The 20,072-nt window shown below is 52.0% G+C and carries 22 protein-coding genes; 7 read left to right on the top strand and 15 right to left on the bottom strand.

From position 1 onward, the window contains the following. Nucleotides 1-55: 55 nt before the first annotated feature. From IRJ17_RS10775 to IRJ17_RS10760, 4 genes are all read right to left on the bottom strand, one after another. Nucleotides 56-748, bottom strand: coding sequence for a DUF2306 domain-containing protein (locus IRJ17_RS10775; protein WP_063230009.1), 693 nt, complete (start codon nt 746-748; stop codon nt 56-58). Nucleotides 749-765: 17 nt separating this feature from the next. Continuing rightward, a complete protein-coding gene (locus tag IRJ17_RS10770) occupies nt 766-1,356 on the bottom strand; it encodes a TetR/AcrR family transcriptional regulator (protein WP_122964689.1) in 591 nt (196 codons plus the stop codon). A gap of 121 nt (nt 1,357-1,477) precedes the next feature. Continuing rightward, nucleotides 1,478-1,993 (bottom strand): GNAT family N-acetyltransferase, encoded by a 516-nt coding sequence (locus IRJ17_RS10765; protein WP_122964688.1) that lies wholly within the window; start codon nt 1,991-1,993, stop codon nt 1,478-1,480. Between the two features lie 134 nt (nt 1,994-2,127). After that, complete coding sequence (locus IRJ17_RS10760) at nt 2,128-2,520, bottom strand: hypothetical protein (protein WP_122964687.1); 393 nt, start codon at nt 2,518-2,520, stop codon at nt 2,128-2,130. Nucleotides 2,521-2,678: 158 nt separating this feature from the next. Between IRJ17_RS10760 and IRJ17_RS10755 the strand changes: the two genes are divergently transcribed. Next, entirely contained in the window at nt 2,679-3,647 is a 969-nt protein-coding gene (locus IRJ17_RS10755; RefSeq protein WP_122964686.1) for an MraY family glycosyltransferase, read from the top strand. A 75-nt stretch (nt 3,648-3,722) separates the two neighbouring features. Here IRJ17_RS10755 and IRJ17_RS10750 read toward each other — a convergent pair whose 3' ends face one another. From IRJ17_RS10750 to IRJ17_RS10740, 3 genes are all read right to left on the bottom strand, one after another. Continuing rightward, the gene (locus IRJ17_RS10750; RefSeq protein WP_173597595.1) at nt 3,723-4,589 is read right to left on the bottom strand and encodes a GNAT family N-acetyltransferase; all 867 of its coding nucleotides are present in this window, start codon (nt 4,587-4,589) and stop codon (nt 3,723-3,725) included. A gap of 35 nt (nt 4,590-4,624) precedes the next feature. Beyond that, a complete protein-coding gene (locus tag IRJ17_RS10745; RefSeq protein ID WP_122964684.1) occupies nt 4,625-5,344 on the bottom strand; it encodes a 3'-5' exonuclease in 720 nt (239 codons plus the stop codon). A gap of 153 nt (nt 5,345-5,497) precedes the next feature. Further along, nucleotides 5,498-6,172, bottom strand: coding sequence for a tetratricopeptide repeat protein (locus IRJ17_RS10740; RefSeq protein WP_242774608.1), 675 nt, complete (start codon nt 6,170-6,172; stop codon nt 5,498-5,500). A gap of 183 nt (nt 6,173-6,355) precedes the next feature. Here IRJ17_RS10740 and IRJ17_RS10735 point away from each other — a divergent pair, with 183 nt between their 5' ends. Together IRJ17_RS10735 and deoD are read left to right on the top strand one after the other, a co-directional pair. Next, entirely contained in the window at nt 6,356-7,528 is a 1,173-nt protein-coding gene (locus IRJ17_RS10735) for an MFS transporter (RefSeq protein ID WP_122964682.1), read from the top strand. An 85-nt stretch (nt 7,529-7,613) separates the two neighbouring features. Continuing rightward, a complete protein-coding gene (deoD, locus tag IRJ17_RS10730) occupies nt 7,614-8,324 on the top strand; it encodes a purine-nucleoside phosphorylase (RefSeq protein WP_122964681.1) in 711 nt (236 codons plus the stop codon). Between the two features lie 47 nt (nt 8,325-8,371). Here deoD and IRJ17_RS10725 read toward each other — a convergent pair whose 3' ends face one another. The 8 genes from IRJ17_RS10725 to IRJ17_RS28140 form a co-directional block, all read right to left on the bottom strand. Beyond that, nucleotides 8,372-8,608: a hypothetical protein gene (locus IRJ17_RS10725; protein WP_173597593.1), complete on the bottom strand. Its 237-nt coding sequence runs from the start codon at nt 8,606-8,608 to the stop codon at nt 8,372-8,374. Further along, nucleotides 8,592-10,730, bottom strand: coding sequence for a sigma 54-interacting transcriptional regulator (locus IRJ17_RS10720; protein ID WP_122964679.1), 2,139 nt, complete (start codon nt 10,728-10,730; stop codon nt 8,592-8,594). Before IRJ17_RS10720 ends, IRJ17_RS10725 begins: the two co-directional genes overlap by 17 nt. A 110-nt stretch (nt 10,731-10,840) precedes the next feature. After that, on the bottom strand, nt 10,841-12,229 hold the full coding sequence (locus IRJ17_RS10715) for a putrescine aminotransferase (protein ID WP_122964678.1): 1,389 nt from the start codon (nt 12,227-12,229) through the stop codon (nt 10,841-10,843). 25 nt (nt 12,230-12,254) lie between these two features. Continuing rightward, on the bottom strand, nt 12,255-13,727 hold the full coding sequence (locus IRJ17_RS10710; RefSeq protein ID WP_217022276.1) for an aldehyde dehydrogenase family protein: 1,473 nt from the start codon (nt 13,725-13,727) through the stop codon (nt 12,255-12,257). A 159-nt stretch (nt 13,728-13,886) separates the two neighbouring features. Beyond that, entirely contained in the window at nt 13,887-14,831 is a 945-nt protein-coding gene (gene speB / locus IRJ17_RS10705) for an agmatinase (RefSeq protein WP_242774605.1), read from the bottom strand. Nucleotides 14,832-15,252: 421 nt separating this feature from the next. Then, nucleotides 15,253-15,795 carry a hypothetical protein gene (locus tag IRJ17_RS10700; protein WP_242774602.1) on the bottom strand — a complete coding sequence of 181 codons (543 nt, stop codon included), beginning with the start codon at nt 15,793-15,795 and terminating at the stop codon, nt 15,253-15,255. A gap of 22 nt (nt 15,796-15,817) precedes the next feature. Beyond that, nucleotides 15,818-16,516, bottom strand: a complete 699-nt coding sequence (locus IRJ17_RS10695; RefSeq protein ID WP_242775252.1) for an amidase domain-containing protein — start codon at nt 16,514-16,516, stop codon at nt 15,818-15,820. 60 nt (nt 16,517-16,576) lie between these two features. Then, on the bottom strand, nt 16,577-16,699 hold the full coding sequence (locus IRJ17_RS28140) for a hypothetical protein (protein WP_255679163.1): 123 nt from the start codon (nt 16,697-16,699) through the stop codon (nt 16,577-16,579). Nucleotides 16,700-16,947: 248 nt separating this feature from the next. On the opposite strand from IRJ17_RS28140, the gene IRJ17_RS10690 reads away from it, so the two are divergent. From IRJ17_RS10690 to IRJ17_RS10675, 4 genes are all read left to right on the top strand, one after another. Then, nucleotides 16,948-18,306 carry an APC family permease gene (locus IRJ17_RS10690; protein ID WP_173597587.1) on the top strand — a complete coding sequence of 453 codons (1,359 nt, stop codon included), beginning with the start codon at nt 16,948-16,950 and terminating at the stop codon, nt 18,304-18,306. Nucleotides 18,307-18,343: 37 nt separating this feature from the next. After that, entirely contained in the window at nt 18,344-18,637 is a 294-nt protein-coding gene (locus IRJ17_RS10685) for an SAV0927 family protein (protein WP_173597586.1), read from the top strand. A gap of 284 nt (nt 18,638-18,921) precedes the next feature. After that, complete coding sequence (locus tag IRJ17_RS10680) at nt 18,922-19,431, top strand: GNAT family N-acetyltransferase (RefSeq protein WP_242774600.1); 510 nt, start codon at nt 18,922-18,924, stop codon at nt 19,429-19,431. A 74-nt stretch (nt 19,432-19,505) separates the two neighbouring features. Continuing rightward, nucleotides 19,506-20,066: a cupin domain-containing protein gene (locus IRJ17_RS10675; RefSeq protein WP_122964672.1), complete on the top strand. Its 561-nt coding sequence runs from the start codon at nt 19,506-19,508 to the stop codon at nt 20,064-20,066. The last annotated feature ends 6 nt before the right edge of the window (nt 20,067-20,072 follow it).

The following is a 20,072-nucleotide window of genomic DNA, read 5'->3' as shown; positions in this document are numbered from 1 at the left end:
TTTTCTGATGCTGCGAGCAGGCGCACAGCATTTTGTTGCACGCCATGCGCTCCGCTCAAACGCTTTTCGACTGATTGAATTTCTTTTGATAGTAGCGCGAAAAACCGATGATACAGGGAACGAGTACGATTGTCGGCATGAACCAGACAAGCGGGTGAACCGAGCTAAGCCCCAACAGACGCGGTGCGCCAAATACGGTAAAAGCCGTAATCGTCGCAATACAGCAGCCGAGCATCCCGCCCAAGTGCTCGAACCACCAGTGAAGCTTGCGCCCCGGCGCGCGCAGCCAGTACCAAAGCTGCGAAGCACCGAGGAAAATCCCGATGAACGGAAACCAGGTCAAGAGCGTAAAACCGATGGACGCTCCATACAGGCTCATGGCGCCTCCCGAAAGCAGCAGCAGGGCAGGAAACAGCAAGTCGATCGCGTGGCGGTGCGCAGCCTTGCGATTTTTGTAGCGGAGCACGCGAATCCCGTACCAGGCCGTTGCTGAGCTCAGTATGGCGATAAAAATGAGGAACCAGGCAAAAGCAACCGACTCTCCTGTTTTTTGCGGATCAAAGCCAATTCGCCAAATGCCCATGACCAAAGCCGAGATCGCTACCGCTCCCATCGCCCAGACATACACCCAGCCCGAGCGAACATGTGCCTTTCCGCCTTTTTTGGTGACGACAGGAATCCAGAACACAAGCAAAGCGGTAAATCCGGCGATGATATGGAGCACTTTGAAGATCGAAAAAATGAGCATGGCACAACTCCCCCCTGCTAGTTTTTTGTCAGCGTTTGATGCATGATTTGATGCACTTCATCGACGGACAATCCTTTGGCTTCCGGTGCGATTTGCGTCTTCATTCTGATACCGTACGTGATCATCGTAAAAAGAATGGCGATCTTCTCGGCATCGAGGCTTTCCGGGATCACTCCGGCTTTTTGCCCCACCTCGATCCATTCTTTTGAGGTTTGTATGCTCTCCGCATGCAGTCGGGAAAGCATGTCGCCAATGACTGGATCTTCCCGTTTGCTCAGCAAGTAAATCAGGATCAGGTTCGTCACATCGCGCGGGTCGTGGACATGACTCAAGCTCTGCGAAATAGTCCCCAACGCTTCCGCCAATTCCCCTCCCCCTTCCCTCACAGTCTGGTAAAACCGCTGGCTGATCGCAGCAAATCGCCTCTGTAGCAGCAAGCCCAAAAGCTCATCCTTGCTTTTTACGTAATGGTAAATAGCTCCTTTGGACAATCCCGAACGCTTCATGATGTCTTGCAACGTCGTTTGCTGGCATCCTTTTTCCAGAATCAATTCCTCCGTGGCTGTAAGCAGCAATTGAAAGCTCGGATTTTGATGGATCGATGACATAGTCTCCTCCTGTGAACATGAATGATGGAAGTCCATTTCCTTTCTTTTACTATACAAACCGTCGGTCGGTTTGTCAACTGAATCAAGAAAAGCGGACTCCTGTCGTCCGCCTGGCCTTTCGCTATTCGCCGATTTGTTTATAGTAAATCACCGTGTCGTGCAGTTCTCCGTCCGCCGATTTTGCATACTGGGGAATGCGCCCGGCTTCCTTGTAGCCCATCGCCTGATACAACTGGTTCGACGGATCGCCCGCCCGCGTATCCAATACGAGCAGGCTGCGGTTCTCCGCCATCGCCCGCGCCTCTGCGAGCAACATCAGCGTGCGGCCAATTCCTTGGCGCTGTGCCGAAGGATGCACCATCAGCTTGACGATCTCGGCCCGGTGCAGTCCGTTCGGCCGATCCGACAACTGAAGCTGGATCGTTCCGACGATGCCTGTTTCCTTTTCTGCTACCCAGACAACAACCTGTTCGCGCGGGACCAAAGTCCAATACTTGTACGCTTCTTCCTCCGTCAAAGGCGGCAAAAACCCGATAGAAGCCCCGTCCGCCACGACGTCCACCAACAACCGGGCCAATTCGCGCAGCTCCGCTTCCGAAGGCTGGATCACTTCTCGATACGACAATCCTGGCGTCATGCTTTGAACCCTCCGTTTCATGAGGTATCTTGCAGGTTCCTCTCCACTCCATCATAGCGGACGAACGGAGAAAAGCCAGTGAACAAATCACATTTTATGTAAGAAAATCTAACACGCATTAAAACTGTTATTCACTACGGACGATACCCGTACATGCTAAAGATAAACAGCAGACACATATACACAACAGCTGCCGGGATGAGGGAAAGCGCAACGAGCAGCTTTTTCTTCGTTCCCGAAACGGCCATGAACCAAAGGAAGTAGTTGTACACCAGCAGCAGCAAGAAAGGAACAAAGAAAAAGCCCGTCATGAACCCGACCCATTCCGAATTGGTGTCCCAAAACTGTTTCGGAACCGGCAGCGCATGATACTCCTGGTAAATCTCTTCTTTTCGCGCAATAAATACATATGACAAAACCGCGTAATAGACGATCACAGCGAGCTTGCTCCAGCCATTCATTCTTTTCGTCGCCCACGTCAGCATAAAAATGATGCCCAAGATGAACCATAAGCCCATATATTCCATGTTGATCCCTCCTAGAAGGGATTATATTTTTTCGTTGTCTATGAAATAAGTACCAACTTTTTTTGGTACCTCCCCACGCTTCGTCAGCAAGAGTCGACAAAATTTGGAATCCTTCCTATAATAGACTTGTCTAAAAAAATGCTGTCTTTTCGTAGGAGATGGTCATGATTACATACGCGATTTCGTTTGTACTGTCGTTCGCTATCGTCATGGTGCTGATTCCACCGCTGGCCAAACTGGCATTTCGCCTTGATTTTGTGGACAAGCCCCGGAAAGACGTCGAGCGCAAGATTCACCGCGAGCCGATTCCGCTCACGGCCAGCTATGCCATCTTTGTCGGGTTCGCCGCATCTTTTCTGCTGTTTTCCAAAGAGTCGCCGGAACAGACTGTCGCCGTATTGATCGGCTCGCTGCTCCTTCTTACCATCGGCACCATCGACGATTGGTACAAAACCCAGGGCAAAGATTTCTCAGCCCTGCCCAAACTGATCGTCCAACTGTCGGCCGCTGTGATTGTGTACATGTCGGGGATCACCTTCTCCGGGTTCTACAATCCGCTTAGCGGCGAGTACATTTTGTTGCCGGAATGGCTTCAATTCGTTCTCACGATCCTCTGGATATTCGGAGTAACTACTGTCATCAACTTTTCGGACGGAATGGACGGCCTCGCAGGAGGACTTTCCGCCATTTCTGCCGGCACCCTGTTTGTTGTGGCTCTCGTCAAAGGCCAGAACACTTCCGCAATCATGGCGATCAGCCTGGTCGGAGTCGCTCTCGCCTACCTTCGCTACAACAAGCCGCCCGCGAAAATTTTCATGGGGGATGCAGGAGCGACTTTTCTCGGGTTCATCCTCGCCGTGATCGCGCTGGATGGGGCGTTCAAGCAGGCAACCGTCCTGTCCTTGTTCATCCCGATTTTGGCGCTGGGCGTCCCGATCTTCGACAACTTGTTTGTCGTGATGAAACGCTTCATGCAAGGCAAGCCGATCTACCAGGCTGATGCGAGCCAGGTTCACTACCGCCTGCTGCGTACGGGACTCAATCCGAAGCAGGTCGTGGCTTTCCTTTGCCTGATCAGCGTCTGTTTCTCGCTCACCTCGATCATCCTGCTGTTGCTTGGAGTCTAACGCAAGCGCATAAAAAATGCCGCTCCGGTCGCTATCAATCGTGACCGTGCGGCTTTTTTATTGGCAAAAATGGTTTCAGGACAACGGACGTCTTGCCGTCAGCATCGTCTGGCAAGTCTGAAAGCCTGTCCGTTCATACAAGGCAATCGCCGGCTTGTTGTGCGTTCCGGTCAGCAAATACGGCTGCAATCCTTTTTCCAGCGTCCGGTTTACAAAAAATGCGGCGAGCTGCTTGCCGTAGCCTTTTCCTTGATGCAGCGGATCGACAAACACATCGTAAGCCTCGCCGTGCGGGGTGACGATCAGCGAACCGACGAACGCTCCCGCTTCGTCATAAAACATGTGAATATCGTCTTTCATCTCCGTCAGCAGCCACTTTTTCCACGACTCCATCGTTTGCTCGGAGCAATCTGTCAAGCGGTACGGCTTCAGGTCGATGCCTTTGCGCACTTCGTAGTAGGCATCACTCTGGGACTGGATGTAGCGCTCCAGATCACCCTCGGCAAAAGGCTTGATCGCAAGCGTCGGCTCAGCGAGCATGCCGCCGCTGTATTGCATCAGATGCTGTCCCCACAAAGGCACAAAGCCTCTCCCGGCAAAAAACGCTTCCGCTTCCCCTTCGTCGACACGATAAGTAGCGGCTACAGCCGTCACCCTTTTCTCCTGCTGTTCCAACTGCCGAAAAAGCTGGTCGAACAGACTGGAACCGATCCCTTGGTTTCGCCACTCAGGGCGCGTATAGACATAAATTTCAGCCGTTCCTTCTTCACCAAAGGAAGTGACATCATACATGCCGCAGGCAACAATCTCCCCTTGCTGTTCGTACAGGAACACGGTAGCGGACTTCAAAATCGCGGCAATCTCCAGCGCGCGCCACTGCACCCCGCGTTGCAGCATCGCCACAACCGCTTTCATGTCGCCATCGTGCATGTCTCGAATCATGTTCTCTTCTCCCTCTATTGCGCACAGTCTGTTTGCTAGTGATTCGGTGCCCCCGTCGTTTCGGTTGCTTGCTCCAACTGTTTTTTATGCTGCAAGCATGCCTGGCACCTTCTGCTTTTCCTGCCGAAAGCCGTGTAGTATTTCTGCTTTTTGCAGGAGCGGCACGTCATGTACAGCGGGCTGGACAAATTATAGTTCTCTTCGGGCGTGTTTTGCGACAGGTGAACCGTCTTGTTGTACTTGATCAACAGGTGAGCTGTATGTATCGCATCAACCAGCGCGGAATGCAGTCTTCCTTCCTGGACAATTCCGGCACAATCGATCGCATCCTTGAGACTCATCTGCTTGCGGTCGGCGAGCAGCATGCTGATCGCGGGCTGAATATCGTTGTAATTGCGCATCCAGCTGAAATCCAGCCCAAAGCGGGCGCAATGCTCGATCATCAGCCGCTTGTCATCCTGGCCCCACGAGCACAGGTAGTAGTCCGAATCGGTTCCAATCCACTCCAAAAAGGAATGGAAGCCTTTGCGAAACGGAATAAACGTCGGCATATTTTCCTTGTCCAAACCGACGAACTTGCGGGTGCGCTCCGAAATTCTGCGCTCGATGGCCGGAAACGTATAGCTCTGGAAGGTGTCTACCTCCACGCCGTTTGGTCCGGGAACAATTTTTGCCGCTCCGATCTCGATGATTTCCGGAATCTTGTCTTTTTGATGAGTCAGTGTCGTTTCCAGGTCATATACAATGATTTGCAAGCGTGATCACATCCTGAATGTATTGCTTCTATTATGAACGCTTATGGGTATGGATTGCAAAAGCATCGGCAAAAGATTTGCTTTTTTTATGGAGGAACGGTCTCGAAGCGGTGACTGACCACAAAGAAAAATGGCTGCCGGAAATGGCAACCATCAGATCGTTTTTCGCAGCCAGGCCAGGAACGCCCAGCGTCTTTCCGTCCGGCGCTTGTAGGAGGGCAGCCCCCGGTAGACTTCCACAGCTTCCTGAAAGGACGCTTTCGCCTTGTCTTTTTGCTGCAATTCGCCGTACACCACGCCGAGTTTGAAGTATACCTCGCATGATGACATGTTCATCTTCGCCAGCTCGCCCAAAAATTCCAGCGCTTTTGCCTGTTGTTTGCGCTTCGCATATTCTTCCCCGACGATGAGGTATGGCTCTCCGTACCGGACGCGCGGATTCAGTTGCAAAGCCTTGCCGATCAGCTCCAGTCCTTCTTCCATCCGTCCGACCTTGAGCAAGCAAATTCCTTTGTCGCACAAATATTCAGCCGAATCTTGCATCGCGATAGAAATACCGTCCAGATAGGTCAAAGCTTCTGTGTACTGCCGTTTTTCCATGAGCAGCCGGGCAGCCTCAAGCTTGGCAGGCGTATCGTGCGGATTTAGCCTAAGCTGGCTGTTCAGGGCGGACAGTCGCCTCCAGCGCCGATACGGCTTGGTGATATCGGGCAGCAGCCGGACAAAGCGCAAATCGAGAAAGTACAGGACGAGCAAAATGACGAGCAGCGCAATAAACGGATTACCTGTCAGCCACCATAAAAATGAGAACAAGAACAATTTCCCCAAAAGCTTCCCCTCAATCCTCTATTTTTTTCCTTTTTTACTATATGAGTCTAGCAAGTCTATTGTCAAATATTGTTACAGAGACAAAAAGGTTACTACTACAAGGGGTTGTTATCGCGGAAATTATAGGTTACTATATCTGTGGTAACTTCATTCTTTTATCCAAAAGGAGGTTTGCTCGTCACCGTGAACATGAAAGTATACATTCTGGCCATCGCTGCCTTTGTTGTCGGTACGGTAGAGTTGATCATCGGCGGCATTTTGGACATCATCGCGGAGGATTTGCAAGTCTCCATCAGCACAGCCGGCTGGCTGATTACGATGTTTTCCATTATTTTCGCGCTATCTGCTCCGATTCTTTTGACCGTGACGGCGAAAGCCGAGCGGAAGTCTTTGTACGTCTGGGCGCTAGTTGTGTTTTTGCTCGGCAACGTGATCTCTTTCCTCAGTCCTACTTATTTCGTTTTGATGCTTGGGCGGATTTTTTCCGCAGCGAGCGGCTCGTTGATCATCGTCCTGTCCATCACCATCGCTTCTTCCATTGTCAAAGAAGCGTACCGGGCCAGAGCGATCGGCGTCATTTTCATGGGAGTCAGCGGCTCGCTCGTCCTCGGAGTTCCGCTTGGTCTTGTCATCGGCAATTCGTTTGGCTGGCGCGCTCCGTTCCTGCTCATCTCGGTTTTGACGCTCGCTGCCATCGTCGGCATTTACGCCTTTTTGCCCAAAATTCCGGCAAGACCCACGATTCCGCTGAAAGAACAGCTCGCGACGCTGAAAAGACCGAAGATCATCAGCGCTCAACTGACATCCGTCTTGATGCTGACCGGGCATTTGACCCTGTACGCTTACTTCACTCCGTTTTTAAAAACGGCTTTGCAGCTTTCCTCGGGCTGGGTGAGCATCGTCTACTTCATTTTCGGCATCTCAGCCGTATTCGGCGGCGGGATTGGCGGCTGGGCAGCAGACAAGCTTGGCTCGACGAAAAGCATTCTCGTCATCATCGCTTCGTTTGCCATCGTGATGTTTCTCATTCCGGCCGTCACGTTTTCGCTCTACCTGTTCCTGGTCGTGATGATTGCCTGGAGCATGCTGAGCTGGGCGATTACACCAGCCCAGCAAAACTACCTGATCGAAACCGCGCCGGAGTCGTACGAAATCCAGCAAAGCCTGAACACTTCCGCCCTGCACATCGGCATCGCGCTCGGCTCGGCTGTCGGCGGCTTCGTGATTGAGCATTACTCCGTCGTGGACACGGCTTGGGTAGGCGGCATCTTCGTGCTTCTGGCCTTTGTCTGCGCTGTTTTTTCCGTCACAAGACCTGCTTCCGCCAAAAGGCTCGGTCAATCTATTCCCGTTTAACCCATTCAAGGAGGTGAACGCCGCTGTGTGAGGAACGAGAACGAAAGTAGTCCATGCTCTCGCTCGCCCACACAACGGCCTTATCATGAGCACACATATTCAAGCCAAACCAGGTGAAATCGCAGAAAGCATCCTGTTGCCAGGCGATCCGCTGCGCGCCAAATACATCGCGGAAACGTTTCTCGGCGATGTGACCTGCTACAATCAAGTTCGCGGCATGCTCGGCTTTACTGGCACGTACCGCGGAAAACGGGTATCTGTCCAAGGCACAGGCATGGGCGTCCCGTCGATTTCGATTTACGTCAACGAACTGATCCGCGATTACGGCGTGAAAAATTTGATTCGCGTCGGCACATGCGGTGGCATTCAGAAAGATGTCAACGTCCGTGACGTGATCATCGCCATGACAGCGTGCACCGATTCGAACATGAATCGCCTGACGTTCCCTGGTTTTGACTACGCGCCATGCGCCAACTTCGACTTGCTGAAAAAGGCGTACGATGCCGGAGTCGCCAAAGGGTTGTCTGTACGGGTCGGCAACGTGCTGACAGCCGACGTGTTTTATCGGGAAAGCATGGAGCCGGTGAAAAAGCTCGGCGATTACGGCGTGCTGGCTGTGGAAATGGAAACGACCGCGCTTTATACGCTCGCTTCGAAATACGGCGTCAACGGCCTGTCGATCCTGACCGTCAGCGATCACATTTTCACTGGCGAGGAAACGACTGCCGAAGAACGGCAAACGACGTTCAACGACATGATCGTCATGGCACTGGAAGCGATCGCAAGCGAATCGTAAACATACAAAAAGGGATCGGCCCGCTTCGGCTAATCCCTTTTTTCTATTTATCCTTCTTGACGCAGCACGATCGAAGCCAAAATCATCCCCGCAATGACTGGCTCCCCGCTCTCGACTTCAATCGCCTCTACGCTGCCCGTGACCGGAGAGAGAATGTCCATTCGCCTGCTCCCCTCTGCCAATGTGAACAGCAATTCCCCCTCCTGCACCGAATCGCTCAATTGAAAAAAGATTCGCTCAATGGTTCCGGCAAACGGCGATACCACGTCATACTTTAAACCCAATCGGCTCACCTCGACTTATCTTTTCTTGGATTTCCTGATACTTGCGACTGATCGTGGACTGGCTGACGCCAAGCACTTTGGCAGCCATGGAGGTCGTCTTGAACTCATCCATCGCCATCTTGATCAGCTGCTCCTCCATCGCTCTCGTCGCTTCCTTCAACGGCATGATTTTGGTCAGACGCTGGCGCAAATACTGCTTCTTTTTCGTTTTCAAAAGCGGTGTGATATGGTGCGCCTCAATCAAATCCTCGTCTGCCGTGACCACAATCCGTTCGATGATGTTTTGCAGCTCGCGCACGTTGCCCGGCCAGGAATACGATTCGAGCAAGTCGAGAGCGTCCTGGGACAATTGCGTGGAGCGCGCGTATTTTTCATTGAACGTCTGCAAAAAGTGCAAACTGATCAGCGGGATGTCTTCCGGGCGATCCCGCAGCGGCGGAATGACGACAGGGATGACGTTCAGCCGATAGTACAAGTCTTCGCGGAACGTGCCTTCCTCGACCATTTTTTCGAGATTTTTGTTGGTCGCGGCAATGATTTGCACGTCGACCTCGACGATCTCGGAGCCGCCTACGGGAATAATTTCCCGCTCCTGGAGCACGCGCAGCAGCTTGACCTGCAAATTCAGCGGCATTTCGCCGATCTCGTCGAGGAACAGCACGCCTTTGTGCGCCATCCGGAAGTACCCCGGCTTCCCGTTCGAGTTTGCACCTGTGAATGCGCCCTTTTCGTAGCCAAACAACTCGCTTTCCAGCAGCGTCTCCGGGATCGCCCCGCAGTTGACTTTGACGAACGGTTGGCTGTAGCGCGGTCCCAGCTCGTAAATCGTGCGGGCAAACACTTCTTTGCCGACGCCTGATTCCCCGGTGAGCAGCACAGTGGAGGACGTGTTAGCGATCTTGTGGATGTATTTCATCACTTTTTCCATCGGCTCGCTGGCGTAGATCAGCTGGCGGTTTTTCGCATATTGCTTCTGGTCGCGCAGATGCTCCAGCTCTTTTTTGTACTTTTCCGATATTTTTTTGACTTGCAGCAGCTCTTCCTTCAGCATGACTGTCTCCGTCACGTCGCGCAAAGCGATGACGATCCGCTCCAGCTTTCCGTTGTCAGCGAAAATCGGGTTGCCGACAGCCAGCACGTTTTTGCCCGAGCGGCTTTCCTGTGTGACAGACACCTTGCGCTTGCGCTCCATCACCATGCGGACAATCGCCGAGAAAAACAAGCCCTCCTGTTCCAGCTCCATCAGATTGATGCCGAGCAGCTGCTCCTTGTTGATTTCCCAAAAGTCTTCGATCAGGTTGCCGCTGTAGCGCAGCAGCACGCCTTTTTCATCGAGGACGAGAATTTCGTCGTAGATCGAGGAGAGAATCCCTTGCAAGTCGGTGTTGAGGTTTTTGACGTACTCCATTTCCATCGCCATTCGCTCGATAAAAGGCAAATCTTGCAGGACGATCGTCGCTCCGGTCACCGTGCCATCGTGGCTGTGGATCGGGCAAAAGTCGGCGAGCACGCCGATTCGTTCGTTGACGATGATGTAATTGAGCACCTTTTCCCCGTTTTCAATCACTCGCTGAAAAACGCCCGGGTCCAGCAATTCGCCTACCCGTTGCTGTCGCAACTCTTCTGGCGTTACGCGAACCATCCGCAACACTTCGGAGCTGAAGTTTTCGATCTGCCCCTTTTTGTCCACGATCAAAATGCCCATCGGAATCGAGTTGAGCAAAGATCGCATCCAATCCGGGTGGCCGGACTGATTGGTCAAAATGTAGTACAAGACATCCTCGCGGCGCAAATAGCCTTCGTCTTGCCCCGCCGGGTCGCGGACGACCACGACTTCCTCCCCAAACACCTTGAAGTAGTCGGGTATGCTGATTCCTTGCTGATAATAGGCGAGGTTGGTCTGGTACGGAAGCTCCCGAACGGGCTTGTCCATCCAGCCCGGCTCGGTCAAGAGCGGCAGCATATCCGTATTTCGTATATAAGCAACATACTTGTTTTCGCTTTTGGGATCGGTAACAAACACATAACGCTCGTTGAACCGAGTCATGATGTCCCACACTTCATTCGCAGAAGATTCAAACGATACTGGATACGTTTTTCGTACAAAACAATTGGAAACCATAGGTCCTCCCAATATAGCTTGGCATGTGACTACTATTATACTCAGGGCTCCCATGGAGAAGAAAGGGAAAAGAAGACTGGGGTGGGCAGTCTTCTTTTCCTGTCTATCGGTTAGATTTGGACTTGCGGCAGCACTTTTTGGAAAGTCTCGATGACTTTGTCTGCTTCTTCGTACGTAATCGTGAGGGGCGGTTCGATGCGGATCGTCTTGGCATTGATCAGCGTTCCGGCTACCAGAACGCCGTTGTCAAACAAGCCTTTGGACACCTCGTAACCAATCTCGTCGTTATGGAACTCGATTCCGATCAGCAGCCCTTTGCCGCGCACTTCCTGCACTTTGTCACTGTGAGCCGCTGCTGCGGCGCGCAGCCCTTTCAGCATGTACTCGCCCATTTCCACGCAGCGGTCCAGCAAGTTTTCCTCGATCAGCACGTTGAAGGTCGCAATCGCTGCGGCGCACGCCAGCGGATTTCCGCCAAAAGTCGTCGTCTGCACAAACGGGTTCGGGAAAAAGCTTTTGAATACTTCCTCCGTCGCGACCACCGCTCCTGCTGGCATGATGCCCCCGCCAAACGCTTTTGCCAGGCACAAAATGTCCGGCACCACATCGTAATGCTCGCAGCAAAACATTTTTCCGGTGCGGCCCATTCCCGTCTGCACTTCGTCCAAGATGAGCAGGGCACCGTACTGGTCGCACAGCTCGCGCACTTGCTTCAAGTAGTTTTCCGGCGGCAGGTTCACTCCGCCTTCGCCCTGGATCGGTTCGAGGATCACCCCGGCAATTTCTTCCCCGACGAGCGCGCACGCCTCAAATGTTTTGCGCAGCATGTCGATATCGCCAAAATGCACATGGCGGAAGCCGGGAATCATTGGCAAAAACGGTTTGCGGAATACGCCTTTGGCCGTAGCGGACAACGCTCCCAGGCTTTTGCCGTGGAACGCTTTTGTCGTAGCGATAAACGTAGTGCGCCCTGTGTGCATTTTCGCCAGCTTGATCGCCGCTTCTACCGTCTCCGTACCGCTGTTGGCAAAATAGGCGTACTTCAGCTCGCCCGGCGTCACGTCAGCCAAAATTTTGGCGAGCATGGCGCGCAGCGGATCGAGCAAATCCTGGCTGTGCAGCGGTTGACGGTTGAGCTGGTTAATCACGGCCTCTACTACTTTTGGATGGCGATGCCCGACGTTGTAAATGCCAAAGCCGCCGAGACAATCGATGTATTCTTTTCCGTTTACATCCATAAAGGAGTTCGGGCCTGCGTCCTTCCATTCCACGGCGGCGAACTGTCCGTCTTTCGTAACCGACTTGCGGTAGCCGAGAAAGCCGGGATTTACGTGGTCGCGGAAGTTCTCGACCGTCTGGCGCGTTACCCACTCTGCCTCGTCTTTTGTAATGTCGGTTTTGGCGATCAGATCGAGAATCTGGCTCGTATAGGCGTAGACGTCTTTGTACTGTTCTTGTACTTGTATGTTCTGCTGTTTGCTCTCCACGGTTTTGCTCATCTCGCTGTCCTCCTGATTGGTTGGATTAGTTTTCAAACCAGCCGGTTGGCTGAACTTGCAGGTTGATGTTGATTTGCTTCACTTCCGTGTACTCCTCGAAGCCAAACGTGCCCAGGCCGCGGCCGATGCCGCTTTGCTTGTAGCCGCCCCAAGGCGCTTCGTTGTAGGTCGGATGGTAACAGTTGATCCACGTAATTCCGGCGCGCAGCTTTTTGATGACGCGCATCGCTTTGGCGCCATCCTGGGTGAACACGCCGCCCGCCAGTCCGTACACGGTATCGTTGGCGAGACGCACGGCATCTGCCTCGTCTTTAAAGCGTTGAATCGCCAGCACTGGCCCGAAAATTTCTTCCTGAACAATTTTCATGGACGGGGTCGTATCGGTGAAAATCGTCGGCTCGATGAAATAGCCTTTTTCCAGACCGTTTGTCGTCAGGCGGTTTCCTCCGCACAAGAGGCGTGCCCCTTCTGCTTTGCCCAGCTCGATGTAATGGAGAATTTTTTCCATATGTGCCTGACTGACGACCGGGCCCATCTCCGTAGCAGGATCGTCGCCACGGCCTACGCGTATTTTTTGGGCGCGCTCCACCAGTCGCTCGACGAAGCGGTCGTGAATGCTATCTTCGAGCAGCAGCCGCGATCCCGCCGAGCAAACTTGCCCTTGATTCGCGAAAATTCCGAATAGCGCGTAATCAACAGCCGTATCGAAGTCTGCATCTGCGAAAACGATGTTCGGCGATTTGCCGCCCAGTTCGAGGGAGATTTTTTTGATGTTGCCGACAGCAGCCCGCATGATGCTGCGCCCGGTGGCCGTACCGCCTGTAAAAGAAATTTTGTCGACCAGATGGCTCTCGGCAAGCTCGTTTCCGACCGTTGCTCCCGCTCCGAGCACCATGTTGGCTACGCCTTTGGGAATGCCGACTTCCTCGATGATTTCAAACAGCTTTTGGGCGGTAACCGGAGTGACCTCTGACGGCTTGAACACGATCGTATTCCCGGCGGCGAGCGCAGGCGCAATTTTCCACACACCCATGAGCAGCGGATAGTTCCACGGCACGATCAGGCCGCACACACCGACAGGCTCGCGCACGACCATGGCTTGCACCGGGTCTGCCACGTGATACGTCTGTCCGTCCGGCTTGGTAGCCAGCCCCGCGTAGTAGCGGAAGCAAGCAGCCGCATCCGCGACGTCAAAAGCTGTCTCGCGCAATGGCTTTCCATTGTCCAGCGTCTCCAGCCTGCCGATTTCTTCCGCCCGCTCCTCCAGCTTGTCGGCAATCGCCAGCAAGTAGCGGGCGCGCTCCGCTGCCGGAAGTTCCGACCAGATGCCGCTATCGAACGCATCGCGGGCGATCTGAATGGCATGGCGGGCGTCTTCCACATCCCCTTCTGCCGAGAGCGCAATCACTTCCCCTGTAGCGGGATTCAAGATTTCGCGGGTCTTCTTGCTTTGCGCATCCACCCATTCCCCGTTGATGTACATCTTCAGGTTTATCATGCAATCCATCCTCTCCTTCCGCTGTGTCCCTTCTCAGTCATTCCTTAAAGCAACTCCCGTGCCAATCCGGGAAGCACGACTACCATTGGTGTAAGCCTGGGCACTTGTACGACTGATTTATGCAAAAAATCATCGATTATGCAAAAATGAATAGATTTCTTATTGGCTCGCCAGCTGATTTTGCCGAAGGGCAACCAGGGCGGCAAAGTCGTGAATCAATGTCGCTGCCAACAGCGAAGTAATTTGCGTCGGATCGTACGGAGGCAACACTTCCACGAGGTCAAACCCGATGTAGTTCAGGCCTGTCAGGGAGCGTATGATTTGCAGCGCCTCGTGACTGGTGAAGCCGCCTACCTCAAGCGTTCCGGTGCCGGGTGCGAAGGCGGGATCGATAAAGTCGATGTCAAAAGTGAGGAAGCAAGGAGTTTCTCCAATCTGCGCTTTGATTTGCGCAATGACATCCGCAAATCCGCGGCTGCGCAGCTCTTGTGTCGTGATCACGTTGTACCCCAGCTCGTAGCTGGCCTCGATGTCGCCCGGATGGTTCAGCGTCCCGCGAATCCCGACCTGAAATACTTTGTCCGGCTGCAAAAGTCCTTCCTCATGCGCCCGGATGAACGGGGAACCGTGCCAATATTTTTCGTCGTAGTACGTGTCCCACGTGTCTGTATGCGAATCAAACTGAATCATCGCTACCTGTCCGTATACTTTTTTAGCAGCGCGCAAGGACGCTAATGTAATTGAATGATCGCCGCCCAGCCCAATAGGCACGATGCCTTTTTTCATCAGGTCGAGCATGGCTTCTTCCATCAGCTCATAGCTGCGGTGGATGTTGTGCGGAATGACCGAAACATCCCCGACATCAATCGCTTGCGTATCCTCGAACGGGTATACTTTGTGCGTCGGATGATACGGAAACAGCGTCATGGAAGCCTGGCGAATCGCTTGCGGAGCAAACCGCGCCCCTACGCGAAACGAAGCGGCCGTGTCGAACGGCTGTCCGATAATCGCTACTTTGGCGTTTTCTCTTGCCGACGGTAACCGCATGAACGTGCCTGTCGTGCAAAACTCCGGTTTTACGTCTGGGGAAAGTGGATATTGCATAGGTTGAAGTCCTCCGTTTGTAGATAGTGTGTAGGAGACGGCTGCATTTTGTTCTACGGCGTTGGACTTTTGGTTTGGCTATCTGGTGTCTATCCCTCTGCTCCTGTCCAACGCTGCCTGTATTCGTTTGCCAAGTAATGGCGAATCGGCAAAAGAATCATCGACAGCAGGACGGCAATGAGGAAAAGCTTGTTTCGCATCGCTCGTAACCACTCCTTGTTTCCTTCCTTGCTTGTTCGCGGAATAATTATTGCAAATATTATGCCAATTTGTTTTTCCAGCGAACGCTTGCAGCAAGGGGGACGGCTTATGCGGTTTTGCATAATCTATGCGTTTTTGAATCATCGTTTTTGCATGGACTGGTCATGAAAAGGGCGCTGCTCTGGTGAGCAACGCCTTTGATTTTTGCACATTTAGTTTATTACTCGCTTTGTATACTGAGAGCTTCTTTCTCCTGTTGAAATTCCGTCAGCAACTGTTCTGCTTCTTCTTTGGCCTCTTCAGACTGCTTTGCCTTTTTAGCTCTATTTTTTAAAGAAGCCAATTTCTCTTCAAATTTTGCAACCAGTTTTTTTCGCTGTTCGATTTGCTCTACAATCTCGGTTACTTTTGGGTCATTGGCATCTGCATCGCTGTCTTTGTAGCTTGATTCATGAATGAGTGTCATCTCTTTGAAAACAGCTAACTTACGTGTTAATACATCCTCGGGGTTTTCGGGGTTCAGTTCTTTTTCGAGCTTTCCTACTTCCCACCCCAAGTCTTTGATTTTTTGCCTTTCTTCGCTCGGCGCATTAGGATCATCTTGATCGGCCAATTTTTTATACTCTTCTTTCATTTGCTCAAGCATTTCCGTTTTGGACGAATCATCGGCATAAGCTTGATAGCCAAGAAAACTTCCAGCGCTTAAAATAGCAAGACTGCCTAATGTTAAAGCGAGAAGTTTTTTTGTTCGATGTACAAACATGATTTCATCCCCTTTTAGCGGATTATTTCTTGATTTTTATTGTCACAACATATGCCCCGCCATAATCGAGCCATTCACTTAATGGCAGGTCTGTCCCCCAAGTATAATCACTGTCATTTACCGAATGTTGAGCCATATACACTTCTCCATCCTTAAAGCGATGAACTACTTGCGAATGAATGGTTCTTCCTGAAGCATCAACATACTGAACAATATCGCCTTCGTACAAATCATTGTAAATGTCTCTAAAATTCTTTATTGCATCTTTGACTGAGTACTTTTTGGCTTGATACGCAAATTCCCCTCCTGAACCATTAACTACTGCCCAGTGTTCTCTAAATTGATGAGCACCAGTCCAAGAAGATGTGCGAGATTTTTTATCATTTGTATTTTCCGGAACATTGCGACCGTAATAGTACCAATCTTTGGTGTTCCTGTTGTAACCAGCCTTCCCATGAAAATCCAGACCCCCACCTTCATGTAATACTTGAGAGACAAAGTTCGTGCAGTCACCGCCATCGCCATTACTTCCATAATTTGCATAATTTTTGTTCCCCGGTCGTTCAGCATACTTTTCAGCGTATTTTTTGGCACCTTTTCGATCAAAATTATTGTTTATTTGGGAATCCGTATTTGTAAACATAGTTTCTGGTGCTGCAAATGCTTGTCCAATTAGTAATGTTGATCCTAAGCATGTTAGTACCAATGATTTTTTTAACATCGTCTTCAAGTTTTCCATCTCCTTGCATGTTAACTTTTTAAAAATAAAGCTCAAATCAATTTACATTAAATCAAAATATTGGAAAATATTCAATTTATTTTTATTAAGAGCAGAAGCAAGCGCGACCGTTTTGTATGCATTTTTGGGTAATCCATGAATTTTTGCATGAATAGGAACGCGCACGCTGACCCCTCCCGCAGCAAAAAGCGGGATAGATGGCGCCCTTTCGCGTTTGGCATATCACTTGCTTACATGGCTGAGAGAAATAGTCGCATCATGTACACCACAGTTTGGGGAAGCAAGGGGGGCAAACGGCATGAGGAAAAACGATGCGACCAGACTCCGCAGCCGGGCGGCCGGGGGTTTGGATCGAATAGAAGCTGACCGCGAAATGTTAACCGCTTTCATTTTACAAACAAAGGGGATTGGTCATGGAAAAAAGCCTGAATCATTCAACTGCACCCACATTAAAAAGAAGCTTGAAGCTGTGGCAGGTTATCGTTTTGGGACTGGGCTATTTAACACCTCTGACCGTTTTTGATACGTACGGCATCGTCAGCCAGGAAACAGGCGGGCATGTTCCGACTGCCTATATTTTGGCGCTGGCTGCCATGCTGTTTACCGCATCCAGCTACGGGAAAATGGTGCGGGTATTTCCCGTCGCCGGGTCTGCCTACTCTTACGCCCGTCAGGCGATTAACCCGCACATCGGCTTTCTCGTCGGCTGGGTATCACTCCTCGACTACGTATTTCTGCCTGTCATTAATGTACTCCTCGGCAAAATTTACTTGTCTGCCGCCTTTCCGATGGTTCCGGGCTGGATATTGGGCATCCTCCTGGCTGCGGTCACTACTTACATCAATTTTCGCGGTATTCAGTCTACGGCCAACTTCAATACATTGCTGGTCGTGTTTCAGGTCATCGTTGTCGTCGTTTTCGTCTGCCTGAGCATTTCGCACATTGCTTCTGCCGCCAACGGTGCGCCTGCTTTTACAGCCCAGCCTTTTTACGGGGAAGCGATCTCGCTGCCGACGCTGCTCACCGGGGCTGCGATTCTCTGCTTTTCGTTTCTCGGCTTCGATGCCGTCACCACGTATACGGAAGAAGCGGTTGACCCGCTGAAAACGATCCCGCGCGGCATTTTTCTCGTAGCATTGATCGGGGGCGTCATCTTCATCACGACTTCCTACTTCACTCAGCTTGCTTTTCCGGCGGTGGACCATTTCCAAAATCCGGAGTCGCCTTCACCCGAAATGTCGATGATTCTCGGACAAGATCTGTTTTACGCGATCTTCGTAGCGGGCAGCATAACCGCTGCGCTTGCTTCCGGGATCGCTTCCCATACGAGCGCTTCCCGCCTGCTGTACGTGATGGGCAGAGAAAACGTCCTGCCGAAAAAGCTGTTCGGCCACCTGCACCCTGTCAAAGGCATTCCGGCGCGCAACGTCTTTTTTGTCGGAGCCATCTCCCTGGCCGCTTTGTTTCTCGACCTGGAAACGGCGCTTGCCTTCATTAATTTTGGCGCATTGACCGCTTTTACTGCCGTTAACGCCTCTGTGATCGCCCATTACTATATTCGCAATCAACAGCGTTCTTTGCGCGATGTCGTTCACTACCTGCTTTCGCCGTTGATCGGCACCAGCTTTGTCGCTTTTCTCTGGTACAACCTGGACAGCCACGCGCTGACCCTTGGACTCACCTGGTCGTTGGTCGGCATCAGCTACTTGCTGTTCAGCACCAAATTTTTCACCAAAAAGCCTCCGGTCATCGACTTCGAGGAAGCCATTTAAAGCTCGGCCCCAAATCAAGCACAGGAGTGAGTCGACAATGAAGTTTGAATATTTGTACGATCAATCAGAAAATTTGCTGTCCCGCTTCGTCACTTTTGCCACCGAGCAGCGCCGCTATGATTTCGCCTTTTTCTACTCCCGGCATTTCGATGGAAAAAGTATCGTCATGTCGCTGCAAAACATGCGCGCCGCCTTGCTGTGCTCCGACGATGTCGGCCACGATCACAACTGGGTTCATTCGTTGGCTGTGCATGCGGAAGACGAAGAGGTCGTTTCCAGTTTCCTTGCGAAAGCGCTCTCTTCCTTGTTCAAACACGACGATCTCGATTAATGAAAGAAACTTTCACGAGCTGGTGCCTGTTTGCGGCATCGGCTTTTTTGCGCTGTGACGCCCGGCGATCCTTGATCGTCATGATCGGCGAACAAACAACCTTTTCCGTCTCCGCACAAGCTGCTTGCCGTTCCCGGAAAGGAAACCGTATCGACCGCTTTCACAGTAGCAGGTATCCGGAAAATCGGAACCTTTTCGCATGGCGGCAGGAAAATGCATGCGCAGCCAGTAAAATAACAAACAGCCCGCTTATTCTCAAACGGCTAACAAGGAGGATAACAACCATGTCCCACGATTGGCACATCCAGCTTGCTACGCCACACGATACGCTGGCTGTCATCAGTCTGCTGAAGCAGGTCGCGCAATGGCTGAAAGAGTCAGGGATCAGGCAATGGGCGTTTCTTTTGGAAGGCGGAGACGACGAGGAGATTGCACAAGCGATTGTGGATCAGCACACGTATCTCGTACGGAAAGGGCCGGAGCTGATCGGCACCTTTACCATCGCAGCCAGCCAAACGGAATGGGACCGCCATATTTGGGGAGAAGATGCTTCCGAAAACAGCCTCTATCTTCACAGGCTCGCCCTGCGTCCTGCTACGATGCGAAAAGGACTCGGAGCCAATCTGTTGACCTGGATCACGCAGCATGCAGCAAGCGAGCAGAAGAACCTGAGACTGGATTGCGTAGCGGACAATCCGCAGCTGAACCAGTTTTATCAGCGCAACGGCTTCCACCTGCTCGGGACAACAGACGGACATCACAAATGGCAAAAGAGCGTGGAACCCCGCGCTTAGCGAATTTGGGCTTTCGCCTTCATAGGCAACTGCATACGGTAATAGGGACAGCAACTGGAGAGAGGAGCAATTCAATGTATCCGTCGCACTATGGTTATCCATGGCATCCCCCTGTCACGCCTGTGAACTGGGACTGGGACCAAACGTCTTGGGGACACCACTGGTATCCAGCCTATTATCCTTGGTACAGCAACTGGGAGAGCAGCTGGAATCGGGTCGAGCTGAAAGATTACGGCCCCCACCCGCTGGCGATCAATATCGATGAAGCGACAAAGCAAAACAACTATTACCGCACCGCCTTGTGGACGGGGAAGCATTTGCAAGTCACCTTGATGAGCATTCCGGTAGGTGGAGACATCGGTTTGGAAATACATCCGGACACCGATCAGTTCTTCCGCATTGAGGACGGACACGGGCTTGTGCAAATGGGAGCGAGAAAAGACCGGCTAGACTACCAGGCAAGACTCAATGACGATTACGCCGTGATGGTTCCCGCAGGCACGTGGCACAACATCATCAACACCGGAAACGAGCCGCTGAAGCTGTACTCGATCTACGCGCCGCCCCACCATCCGCACGGAACGGTCCACCGAACAAAGGCGGCTGCCATGGCAGAAGAACGGCATCACTCCTGATGAGCC

The sequence above is a fragment of the Brevibacillus parabrevis genome (assembly GCF_022701015.1).
GTDB classification, from domain to species: Bacteria; Bacillota; Bacilli; order Brevibacillales; family Brevibacillaceae; genus Brevibacillus; species Brevibacillus parabrevis.
The sequence above is the reverse complement of the archived record's forward strand: the minus strand, read 5'-3'. Positions and strand labels throughout refer to the sequence as shown.

Bases quoted from the DNA above. Each gene is read 5' to 3' on its own strand.
- IRJ17_RS10775 (WP_063230009.1), bottom strand. From the start codon at position 748: ATGCTCATTTTTTCGATCTTCAAAGTGCTCCATATCATCGCCGGATTT.
- IRJ17_RS10675 (WP_122964672.1), top strand. From the start codon at position 19,506: ATGTATCCGTCGCACTATGGTTATCCATGGCATCCCCCTGTCACGCCT.
- IRJ17_RS10710 (WP_217022276.1), bottom strand. From the start codon at position 13,727: ATGATAAACCTGAAGATGTACATCAACGGGGAATGGGTGGATGCGCAA.
- IRJ17_RS10765 (WP_122964688.1), bottom strand. From the start codon at position 1,993: ATGACGCCAGGATTGTCGTATCGAGAAGTGATCCAGCCTTCGGAAGCG.
- IRJ17_RS10750 (WP_173597595.1), bottom strand. From the start codon at position 4,589: ATGATTCGAGACATGCACGATGGCGACATGAAAGCGGTTGTGGCGATG.
- IRJ17_RS10690 (WP_173597587.1), top strand. From the start codon at position 16,948: ATGGAAAAAAGCCTGAATCATTCAACTGCACCCACATTAAAAAGAAGC.
- IRJ17_RS10685 (WP_173597586.1), top strand. From the start codon at position 18,344: ATGAAGTTTGAATATTTGTACGATCAATCAGAAAATTTGCTGTCCCGC.
- IRJ17_RS10700 (WP_242774602.1), bottom strand. From the start codon at position 15,795: ATGTTTGTACATCGAACAAAAAAACTTCTCGCTTTAACATTAGGCAGT.
- deoD (WP_122964681.1), top strand. From the start codon at position 7,614: ATGAGCACACATATTCAAGCCAAACCAGGTGAAATCGCAGAAAGCATC.
- IRJ17_RS10760 (WP_122964687.1), bottom strand. From the start codon at position 2,520: ATGGAATATATGGGCTTATGGTTCATCTTGGGCATCATTTTTATGCTG.
- IRJ17_RS10695 (WP_242775252.1), bottom strand. From the start codon at position 16,516: ATGTTAAAAAAATCATTGGTACTAACATGCTTAGGATCAACATTACTA.
- IRJ17_RS10770 (WP_122964689.1), bottom strand. From the start codon at position 1,356: ATGTCATCGATCCATCAAAATCCGAGCTTTCAATTGCTGCTTACAGCC.
- IRJ17_RS10720 (WP_122964679.1), bottom strand. From the start codon at position 10,730: ATGGTTTCCAATTGTTTTGTACGAAAAACGTATCCAGTATCGTTTGAA.
- speB (WP_242774605.1), bottom strand. From the start codon at position 14,831: ATGCAATATCCACTTTCCCCAGACGTAAAACCGGAGTTTTGCACGACA.
- IRJ17_RS10680 (WP_242774600.1), top strand. From the start codon at position 18,922: ATGTCCCACGATTGGCACATCCAGCTTGCTACGCCACACGATACGCTG.
- IRJ17_RS10715 (WP_122964678.1), bottom strand. From the start codon at position 12,229: ATGAGCAAAACCGTGGAGAGCAAACAGCAGAACATACAAGTACAAGAA.
- IRJ17_RS10755 (WP_122964686.1), top strand. From the start codon at position 2,679: ATGGTCATGATTACATACGCGATTTCGTTTGTACTGTCGTTCGCTATC.